Here is a 10,217-nt window from a genome sequence, read left to right as displayed (position 1 = left end):
GCGCCGCCCTGCAGGCGGCGCGAGAACGGCTGCAGGCGACCCTGACGCAGCTGCAGTCCGAGGCCAGCGATACCGCAGGGACCGGCGCGGCGCTCACGGCACTCGGTGAGCGCATCACGGCCTTTGCCGAAGGCATCAGCGCGCTGAACCAGCGCGTCGATGAGATGGGGCGGGGCGAGGAGGGACTGCGCGCGCAACTGGAGGCGGCGGGCACCACGCTGGATGGCCTGCTGGACGCTGCGCAGCGTCCCGCGCTGAGTGCGCAGGGTCAGGCCATGCGCCGGCAGGAAGCGCTGTTGCTGCTGACCGGCGACAGCAGTCACAGCGACCGTGCAAGCGAGGCCAAGCTGCCGTTCGAGCTGGCCCTGGGGGAGTCACGGTTGGCGTCTGCCGATCAGGACGCGCTGCGCGCCGCCATGGACGCCTATCAGGGGGCGCTGCTGGGCTACACCGCCGCGCGGGTGGGCCTGGACGTGGAGGCGATGTCGCTGGCCGACACCGCCGAGCAGATTGCACCGGCGCTGCAGCAGCTTGATCGCAGCCAGACGGCGTCGCTGGCAGCCGCCCGCGCCGGCCAGCAGAAGCAGGCGCGGGCGATGACGGTGGTATTCGCGCTGACCCTGCTGGTGGTCGCGGGCATGCTGATCGCCACCCTGCTGCTGGTGCTGGGTTCGGTACGCCGGCCGATTGCCGACACGCTGCGCTTTGCCGAGGACATTGCGGAAGATCGGCTGGATACCGTGCTCGCAGTCCGCAATCCGCATGATGAGATCGGGCAGCTGGCGCAGCGGCTGACTCACATGCAGCAGCGCCTTCGCGTGCGCATCGAAGCCGAGCGCGCCGCCGCGCAGGACAATGCCCGTGCCCGACAGGCGCTGGACAGTGCGCAGACCGGGATGATGGTGCTGGAACCGGATGGATCCATTGCCTTCCTCAACCGGGCCCTGTGCGCGGCACTTGGGCTGGAGGAGACATCCTGGCGTGGCCGTCCGGCATTGGCGCTGCATCCGGCGCTGGCGGTGGTTGTCGCCCAGCTGCAGCGTGCCGAGCAGGGTACGCATGAAATCGAACACCAGCAGGTGCGCTACCAGCTGGTGATCAACCCCATGCGACACGACGGTCAGTTGCTCGGTGCGGCGGTGGAGTGGCGCAGTCGCGCGCTGGAAACCACGGTGGAAACAGAGGTCGCCGCGCTGGTGGATGCGGCTGCGCACGGCGAGCTGGACGTTCGGCTGTCGGTGCATGACAAGCAGGGCTTCCTGCGCACGCTGGCGGTGAGCATCAATGGTCTGCTCGACACCCTTCAGGGCAATCTGGGCAGCGTGCAGGCACTGCTGGCGGCACTGGCGCGGGGTGATCTGGGCGCACGCATGCAGGGCGAGTTCCAGGGGGTGTTCGCGCACATGCGCGACGACGCCAATGCCAGCGTGCAGCAGTTGACCGACATCGTCACCCGTATCCAGCACGCGTCCCAGTCGATCAACGGGGCGGCGGGCGAGATCGTGGCCGGCAACCGCGATCTGGCCGAGCGTACCGAGCGCCAAGCGGCACATCTGGAGGAAACGGCGTCGTCGATGGAGGAGCTGACCGCGACCGTACGCCAGAACGCCGAGTCAGCGCAGCAGGCCAATCAGCTGGCCATCGATGCCGCGCGGATCGCCGCCCAGGGCGGCACCTCGGTCGGGCAGGTGGTGGCCACCATGGCCGAGATCGCCGACTCGTCGCGGCGTATCGCGGACATCATCGGCGTCATTGATGGGATTGCCTTCCAGACCAACATCCTGGCCTTGAACGCCGCCGTCGAAGCCGCCCGCGCCGGCGAACAGGGGCGCAGCTTCGCAGTGGTCGCCAGTGAGGTCCGTCTGCTGGCACAGCGCAGCGCGGACGCGGCAAAGCAGATCAAGGCGCTGATCGACACCTCCGTGGACAAAGTCAGTGTCGGCTCGCGCCAGGTGGATCAGGCCGGCGCAACCATGGACGGCATCGTCCGCAGCGTCGAGCAGGTGACGGCGATCATGGCGGGTATCTCGTCGGCGTCGCAGCAGCAGAGCGCGGGTATCGAGCAGGTTGGCAAGACCCTGCTGCAGATGGATGGCAGTACCCAGCAGAATGCGGCGATGGTGGAGGAAGCCTCGGCCGCGGCGCAGGCCATGCAGCGCCAGGCCGAACTGCTGGGCGACGCCGTCGCCGCCTTTGTGCTCGCCACGCCCGTGGTCGAGAGCGGGCGACGCAGGCTGCCCGCCTGACAGGTCGGCGCTACCGGCGCTTTGTCAGTAGACGTCGCGCCGGTAGCGGCCTTCGCCGAGCAAAGCATCCAGGCTGGCTTCGCCCAGGGTTTCGCGCAGCACCTGGTCCACGCCTTCGGCCATGCCGTGCAGCGAACCGCACACGTAGATGCTGCCGCCCATCGCCACCCAGTCCCGCACCGCCGGGGCGTGCTCGCGCAGCCGGTGCTGCACGTATCCGCCGCCGTCGGCATCGCGCGAGAACACACGATCCAGACGACGCAGATGGCCGTGTTGCAGCCACGTTTCCAGCTCATCGTGATACAGGCTGTCATGCGCGGCGGTGCGCTCACCAAAGACCAGCCAATGCCCGCCGTCACCATGCGCCGCCGCTTCACGCAGTAGGCTGCGCAGGCCGGCAATGCCGGTGCCATTGCCGATCAGCAGCATCGGCGCGTGCTCCGGGAAGCGATGGAAGCCGGTACTGCGGCGGACCCGCGCCTGGATCGGCGCGCCTTCAGTGGCGTGCACGCACAGCCACCCCGAGCCGAGGCCGTGGCGGCCGTCGGGGAGCTGGGTGAGTCGGACCACCAGTTGCAGGCAGTCGTCCTGCATGACCGAGGCGATCGAGTACTCGCGATGCGGAAGTGCAGGGGGCGTCGGGTCAGGCCCGGTATCGGAAGGCCCTGGGACAATCTCCAGAATGTCCCCTGCCTGCCAGTTGGAATGCGCCGGCGGCAACAGGCAGATTTCCCAGATCGCGCCTGCGGCACTGCCCGGATTGAGCAGCGTGCGTCGCTGCAACACCCAGTCCTGCAAGGGTTCGGGGGCGGGCAGTGGAGCCACGTCGTCGACGCCGGTCAACTGCGCCAGCTGCTGTTGCCATTGGCCCAGCGCGGTACTGTCGTCGCGATCGACCTCGACCGTGGGAAACACGCGTTGCGCCCCCTGTGCTGACAGCCATGCATCCACTCCACGGGAGAAACCGCAATAGCGCGCGTACTCGCTGTCGCCCAGTCCCAGCAGTGCGTAGCGGAGCTCGCCCAGTGCGAGCGACTGCGGCAGCAGGCGACGCTCGAACACGCGTGCGGCATCCGGGGCCTCGCCGTCGCCGAAGGTGCTCACGACGAACAACGCGTTGTGGGTGTCCTGCAGACTGGCCGCATCCAGCTGGCCGAGCGGGCGCACCTGCACCGCCATGCCCGCACCCTGCAGTTGTGCCGCTGCGCGCCACGCCAACTGTTCGGCAAACCCGCTCTGGCTGGCGAATGTGACCAGCCACGGGCGCTGCCCGTCAGCAGCGGTGGCGTCCATGGAGACACGCGAGGCGCGCACCTGCCGCTTCTTGCGGCGACGATCCAGATACAGCATCCAGCCGGTAATGAAGAACAGCAGCATGGCCAGGCTGGACAGCATGATGATCACGCGCCCGGGCAGTCCGAAGAAGCTGCCCGAGTGCAACGCGAACATGCTGGTCATGGTCTTGCGCCCGGCGCTCATCTGCCGGTACGGCTCATGCTCAAGCAAGGCACCGGTGACGGGGTCCAGCTGCACGTTGTCCTGGGCACGGTCGTGCGCGGCGTCGGTGGACTGCACACGGCCGCTCAGCGGTCGACCGGACTTGTTGGGGAAGCGCAGGTCAATATAGCCCTGACGTACACCAGGCAACGCATACAGCGTGCGCTCCACACGCGCCATGTCCAGCGCACCTTCGCTGGCGCGCAGGGCGGGCTCGTCGCGGCTGGGGCCGCCCAGAAGCTGGGTCGCGCCACTGCGGTACCAGTCGAACGACCACCACAGGCCGGTCAGTGCCAGCAGCAGGTAGACCACCAGCACCCAGGTACCCACCACCGAATGCAGGCTCCACAGGAAACTGCGCCCGCTGCGCGACCATTCCACCGCCAGCCACGTACGCCAGTGCCACCACTGACGCGGCCAGCGCAGATACAGGCCGGAAAGCGCGAAGAACACCAGTGTGATCGCGCAGATACCGGTGATCAGCTTGCCGCGGTCGCCTGCCACCAGATGGCGATGCAGGTCTTCCACGAAATCGAAGAACGCCAGGCCGCGCAGGTGACCCAGTTGCTGTCCGGTGTAGGGGTTGAAGTAGCGCCAGTGCTGCTTGCCGCCCTCGAAACGGGCGACCGACAGGCGTTGACCGGTGGCATCCACGCGCAGGCGCTGCAGGGGCCGGTCGGTGCCCTCCTGCAGGCGTGGCAGCAGTTCGCTCAGGGCCAGCGGCTGTTCGCCGGCGGCATGGCGGTGGGCGACGTCGGCGACCGAGGGATTGAGCGCGCGCAGCAGTTCGTCCTCGAACGACAGCGTCGCACCGCTCAGGCCCATGATCGCCAGCACGGTGCCAGCGGTGATGCCGAGCAGCCAGTGCAGCTGGAAGAGGATGTTCTTGAACATCAGAAGTCCAGCTGATATCCCACGGTCACCGTGCGCCCACGACCGGCGAAGTAGCGGTCCGGTTCAATCAGCGCACTCTGCGAGTAGTAGGTGATGTACTGGCGATCAAACAAGTTCGCCACGCCCAGCTGCACGCTGCCCTTGCTGAGCTTGTATTCGGCTGCCAGGTCGAACAGCGCATAGCCCTGGAACTGCTTGGCCGCTTCGTCGAAGTTTCTATTGAAGGCGTACTGGCCTTGCACGAAGGTGGACAGCGCCGGCGTCCACTGCGCCGACCACGTCGCGATGGCGCGGTTGGGCGCGATGTTCAGCCCATCCAGGCGTGCGTCCAGCCGACCGTCGGCATCGCTGTCATAGCGACCACGCGTCCACGCATACGAAAGGCCAAGCCCGTGCGCGTCGTTGAGCTGATAGCGCACGCTGGCATCCAGGCCTTCAATGCGGGTCTTCTCGCGGGCCATCTGGAACGCGCCATCGACCGAGATGATCCGCGTGCCCAGGTCCGAGCGCGACTGGAATACCGCCACATCGGCCTGCCATGCACCGTTGCGCACCCGCGCGCCCAGCTCGGTGTTGCGGGTCAGCACCGGCTCCAGCGCGTTGAGATCGGCCACCGACGTGCCGGGCGTGTTGATCGAACGCAGCACGCGGCCGACATCCGGCATGCCGAAACCTTCGGAGTAGCTGCCGAACACATTGAAGGTGTCTGTTGGCGCGAACACCAGGCCGGCGTTGTACAGCGTTTCGCCAAAGCGCAGCTTGCCGCCCTGCACGTTGACCCGGTTGTAGCGGTACAGGGTCTGGTAGCTGTCGATGCGCAGCGTGGCTTCCTCGCGGCGAATCCCGCCCTGCGCGGTCAGCGTCGGCAGCAGCTTGTACTCGGCCTGCAGGAAGCCGGCCGCGTTGCGGAACTCGGAGTTGGGCACGTAGGTGCGACCGGTGCCATACAGGTCCTGCTTGCCGCTGTCCTGGAGCAGGTCGACGCCGCCGGTGAGCTTGAGCGTGCCGTCCAGCAGGTCGTCGCGGCCCAGGCTGGTTTTGGCTCCCCATTTGGAGGCGACCGAACGCGACTGGTCGTACAAGGTGCCGATCGGAGCGATCAACGGGTCCTGGAAGGTCGACGAGCGATCACCGCCGAACAGGCCTTCGAACTCCTGGTTGAACACCATCGCGCGCATTTCCATCCCCGCGAGGTCGTGATGGGTGTAGGCCAGACCCGTGGTCCACACGTCATTCCACGGCGGCGTACCCGGTGGCGTGCCGCGCACCGAGGTGGTGGGCAGCCCGGTGTTGCGGTTGCCGGACACGGTGAGGTACTCGGCCTTGGACTTGATCCGGTAGCGGTTGGAACTGAACTGCAGTTCCTGGTTGTCGTCGATCCAGTAGCCAAGTTTCGCGTGCAGGTCATAGGCCCGCGTCGCCATCAGGTCGCCCTGGGTGGTGTCGGTGCCGATCGCGGTGCCGTCACCGTCCAGCCACAGGCCCTGGTCTTCGTAGCCCGCACCGAACAGATAGTCCCAGCGACCGTTGCTGCCGCTGATGCGGTAGTCGGCGCGATAGCTGGTGGTTTCCGCACTGATGTCGGTGGTCGGGAGTGTGGTCTGCACGCCCACATGCTGGTTGATCTGACCGGGCTCCGGCTTGCGGGTGATCAGATTGATCGTGCCACCGGTCGCACCCAGGCCGTTCATTGCGTTGGCCCCTTGGATCACCTCGATCCGCTCGACCATCGCGTAGTCGATGGTGTGGGTCTCGCGACCGGTCGGGCGCAGCGGATTGGACTGCGGAATGCCATCGACCAGGATCAGCGGCGTGCGCCCGCGCAGGGTTTCGCCGCTGCCGTTCATCTTGCCGCGGCTGGGGGTGTAGGACGGCAGCAGATTGGCCAGCACATCGGAGGAGTTGCCGCTGATGCGCAGCTGACGCTCGATCGCCTCGCGCTCGATCACCACGACCGTCTGGGGCGCGGTGTCGGCGCTCTGGCCGGTGCGTGAGGCGGTGACCGTCACCGCATCCAGGGTGCGGGCCTCGTTGGACTGGGCAAACGCGGGGGCCGACAGCAGCGCGGTCAGGGCGACAAACAACGGTGAAAAGCGCACAGGCACGTCCTTGGAGCATTGGACGTGGTGAAACCAGCCCAAAAGCTAATGAGAATGGATATCGTCATTGTTCAGGCTGATGCCGGTCGGGTCAACACCCGATCGGGCAGGTGACGCCGGAAGGACGTCAGGGCGTTGCCCAGGTCTCGATCTCGCCGTGGGCGAACGGCCCCAGCTTCTGCTTGACGATGCGTCCCTGCGCATCGACCAGCACGGTGTAGGGCAGCAGGCCCTGTGCATTGCCCAGCTTGACGCTGGCATCGTCGGGTGCGGGCTGTTCCAGCACGATCGGGTAACTGACCGGCACGCGGGCCAGGAACTCACGCACGCCTTCGGGCGTGTCGATGGCCAGCCCGAGCACCTGCACGCCGTCGGCCGGTTGTGCGGTGGCAAATGCCTGCAGCGCGGGCATCTCCTCCACGCAGGGGCCGCACCAGCTGGCCCACACGTTGATCAACAACGGCCGGCCGCGGAACGTGGCCAGGTCGACGGGGTTCCCATCCAGGTCAGGCAGGGTGATGGCCGGCACGGCATCGCCGGGGCGAGCCGGGACGACTGCCGGACGTTCCGGTGATGATGCCGGTGCCACCGGAGCCGGCGGCACGCCGAAGTAACTCACCCCGACCACCAGGCCCAGGATGGCGGCAATGGCGGCCGCCACTCTGAGCGATCGACGTGGCGGCGCATGGTTCATCGTGCCGTGCGCAGCAGCGCTTCTTCCACGATGGCCTGGGTCAGTACCGTCGGCAGCACGGTCGGCGGTGCGCCTGGGCCGTACACCACGTACAGCGGCACGCCGACCGCCTTGTGTTCGTCCAGGAAGGTGGTGATCTCCTGGTCCACATTGGTGTAATCGCCGCGCATGTAGACCGCGTTGGTCCGGCGCAGGGTGTCCTGGAATTCATGCGTGCCCAGCACCGCACGCTCGTTGGCCTTGCAGGTCACGCACCAGTCGGCGGTCATGTTGACGAACACCACACGGTTGTCCTGGCGCAGGCGGTCCAGCATCTGCGGCGAATAATCGACCACGTTGTCGGCGGTGGCCGCCGCAGTTTTGCCGGGTGCCTCGATGCGATTCACGGCCCAGACCGGCACCAGCGAAGCCAGCAGCAATGCCAGCGCCAGCGCCGTCCCCACGCGCTGGCTGCGCCAGCGGCTGCGCTCGAACCACCACAGGGCCAGGCCGACCACGATCAGTCCGCCCAGCACCCAGACCATGGCATCCACGCCACGCTGCTGGCCCAGCACCCACAGCAGCCACAGCGCGGTGGCGTACATCGGGAATGCCAACACCTGCTTGAGGGTTTCCATCCACGCACCGGGGCGGGGCAGGCGTCGGGCCAGCGACGGCACAAAGCCGATCAACAGGAACGGCAGCGCCAGTCCCAGTCCCAGCACGACGAAGACCAGCATCGCCGATGCCGGCGATGCGGTGAATGCATAGGCCAGCGGCGCGCCCATGAACGGTGCCACGCAAGGGCTGGCCACCACGCAGGCCAGCACGCCGGTGAAGAAGTCCCCCATCGGGCCAGTGCGTGAGGCCAGCGACTGACCCACGCCACCCAGTCCGCCGCCGAGCGTGAACACGCCGGACAGACTCAGGCCTACGACAAACATCAGATAAACCAGTGCCGCGATGAACCACGGGTGCTGCAGCTGGAAGCCCCAGCCCGCGGCCTGCCCGGCGGCACGCAGCACCAGCACCAGCGCGCCGATGCCGGCGAAGGCCACTAGGACGCCGGCGGTGTACCACAGCGCATGGCTGCGCGCGCGCTGCCGGCTTTCGCCGCTCTGTGCGACGCCCAGCACCTTCAGCGACAGAATGGGCAACACGCAGGGCATCAGGTTCAGCACCAGACCGCCCACCAGCGCCAGCAGCAGGGCGGCAATCAGGGTGGTCGGGGTGCTGTCGCCGCCCACCGGCGGGCGCGTGCGCTGTGCGTTGTCGGCACTGGCATCCGGGGTGCCGACCGCGGGTTCCTGCGCGGCCGCTTCGTTGGGGCGGATCAGCAGCGGCTGGCTCGCCAGGCTGTTGCCGTCGCGCTCCTGCGCGCGCTTCTCCCGCGTGGGCAGCGGGGTGATCACTTCGTTGCGTGGCGCAGCGTCGTCTGCACGCGCATTGACCTTGCCGGCCGGCAGCGCCAGCTTCACCCGGCGGGTCATCGGCGGGTAGCAGATGCCGTCGGTCTGGCAGCCCTGGAAGGTGATCACCAGCGTGGCCGGCGAGGCGTCCGCGCGCGTGCGTCGCAGCGGCAGCTTCACGTCGACCTGGTCGAAGTACACCGCCACGTCGCCGAAATGCTCGTCGCGATGCGCCTTGGCCGGTGGCCACAAGGGCTTGTCGGCGACGATGCCGGTGGTGCCTTCCAGCTTCAGCGAGGTGCGGTCGCGATACAGGTAGTACCCCGGGGCCGGGCTGAAACGCAGCAGGACAGTGTTGCCGTCACCGACGATGGCCTCAAAGCCGAACGCACGTTCGGACGGCAGCGGCAGTGCCTGGGTGTTGCCGGTACCTGGCAGACGCAGCCCGCCGCCGCTGCTTCCGGAGAGCGGGTTGCCCAGCGGCAGCCCACTGCCGCCACCGAAGGCTGGAGAAATGCCGTTCTCATCCGCAGCGGTCTTGCCGGTGCCCCCGGGCAGACGGACCTGTATGTTGCGCTTCTGCGGCGGGTAGCACACGCCTGCATCCGCACAGCCCTGGAAGCGCACTTCCAGGGTCACGCTGTCCGCGCCATCGGTGGCCTTGCCTGGCAGCACGGCCACCAGTCGCTCACGGTAGGTTTCCACTTCGCCGAAGAAGTCGTCGTGATGCTTCTTGCCGGCCGGCATCTGCAGCGCTTCGGCGCTGAACGACGCATCGGATTTGACCGTGGTGCGATGCCGGTACAGGTAGTACCCGGGCGCAATGTCGAAGCGCACTTCGATGCGGTCGCGATCGCGCGCCTGCGCGCTCAGCGCGAACGCCTGGTCCACCGGCAGCAGATCCTTTTCGCTCACTGCCCAGGCGGGCAGCGACATCAGAGCCAGCGCACACAGCGCCGCAACACGACCCAACAGCGTCATCAATCAGTGTCCTCTCGGGTCTGCGCCCGAATCCAATCCAGATACGCCGGCAGGCCGGCGTGGCTTTCGACCGCAATGCACTCAGGGAGTTCATACGGATGCAGCGCGCACACGCGCTCGATTGCCGCGTCCAGGCGGCCGCCGGTGGTCTTGATCAGCAACTGGATCTCGCGATCCTCGGTGACCTCGCCCTGCCAGCGATACGTCGACTGCGCCCCGTCCAGCCGGGTGACGCAGGCCGCCAGCCGCTCTTCCACCAATGCCTTGGCCAGCCGCGCGGCAGAATCCGCGTCGGGGCAGGTGGTCATCAGGATGAATACGGAATCGACGGTCGACATGACCGTCGATTGTAATGCCGAAGCCGCAGCGCCGGGCTCTGCCCGGCGGCTCCCGGAAATCCGTGGTGCGGGGCCAGGCC

At 67.5% G+C, this 10,217-nt stretch carries 6 protein-coding genes; 1 reads left to right on the top strand and 5 read right to left on the bottom strand.

Features of this window, described 5'->3' with window-relative positions; translation table 11 throughout:
* Positions 1-2,246, top strand: a 2,246-nt coding sequence (locus QMX83_RS17295) for a methyl-accepting chemotaxis protein (RefSeq protein WP_282297878.1), incomplete at its 5' end; no start/stop codon positions are given.
* 24 nt (positions 2,247-2,270) lie between these two features.
* On the opposite strand, the gene QMX83_RS17290 is transcribed toward QMX83_RS17295, so the two are convergent.
* The 5 genes from QMX83_RS17290 to cutA all read right to left on the bottom strand — a co-directional run bounded on the left by QMX83_RS17290 (position 2,271) and on the right by cutA (position 10,137).
* Complete coding sequence (locus tag QMX83_RS17290; RefSeq protein ID WP_282297877.1) at positions 2,271-4,637, bottom strand: sulfite reductase flavoprotein subunit alpha; 2,367 nt, start codon at positions 4,635-4,637, stop codon at positions 2,271-2,273.
* The gene (locus QMX83_RS17285; RefSeq protein WP_282297876.1) at positions 4,637-6,736 is read right to left on the bottom strand and encodes a TonB-dependent receptor; all 2,100 of its coding nucleotides are present in this window, start codon (positions 6,734-6,736) and stop codon (positions 4,637-4,639) included. The genes QMX83_RS17290 and QMX83_RS17285 overlap by 1 nt, the downstream gene beginning before the upstream one ends.
* A 127-nt stretch (positions 6,737-6,863) precedes the next feature.
* Entirely contained in the window at positions 6,864-7,397 is a 534-nt protein-coding gene (locus tag QMX83_RS17280) for a TlpA disulfide reductase family protein (RefSeq protein ID WP_282297874.1), read from the bottom strand.
* Positions 7,398-7,426: 29 nt separating this feature from the next.
* On the bottom strand, positions 7,427-9,799 hold the full coding sequence (locus QMX83_RS17275; protein WP_282297873.1) for a protein-disulfide reductase DsbD domain-containing protein: 2,373 nt from the start codon (positions 9,797-9,799) through the stop codon (positions 7,427-7,429).
* Complete coding sequence (gene cutA / locus QMX83_RS17270; protein WP_282297879.1) at positions 9,799-10,137, bottom strand: divalent-cation tolerance protein CutA; 339 nt, start codon at positions 10,135-10,137, stop codon at positions 9,799-9,801. The genes QMX83_RS17275 and cutA overlap by 1 nt, the downstream gene beginning before the upstream one ends.
* Positions 10,138-10,217 lie beyond the last annotated feature (80 nt).

This window comes from Stenotrophomonas sp. PS02289 (assembly GCF_029960115.1).
Lineage (GTDB): Bacteria > Pseudomonadota > Gammaproteobacteria > Xanthomonadales > Xanthomonadaceae > Stenotrophomonas.
Note: the sequence above shows the minus strand (reverse complement) of the source record. Positions and strands in the feature narration are given on the sequence as shown.

Coding starts and splice junctions, on each gene's coding strand:
- QMX83_RS17290 (WP_282297877.1), bottom strand. CDS start 4,637: ATGTTCAAGAACATCCTCTTCCAGCTGCACTGGCTGCTCGGCATCACC.
- cutA (WP_282297879.1), bottom strand. CDS start 10,137: ATGTCGACCGTCGATTCCGTATTCATCCTGATGACCACCTGCCCCGAC.
- QMX83_RS17275 (WP_282297873.1), bottom strand. CDS start 9,799: ATGACGCTGTTGGGTCGTGTTGCGGCGCTGTGTGCGCTGGCTCTGATG.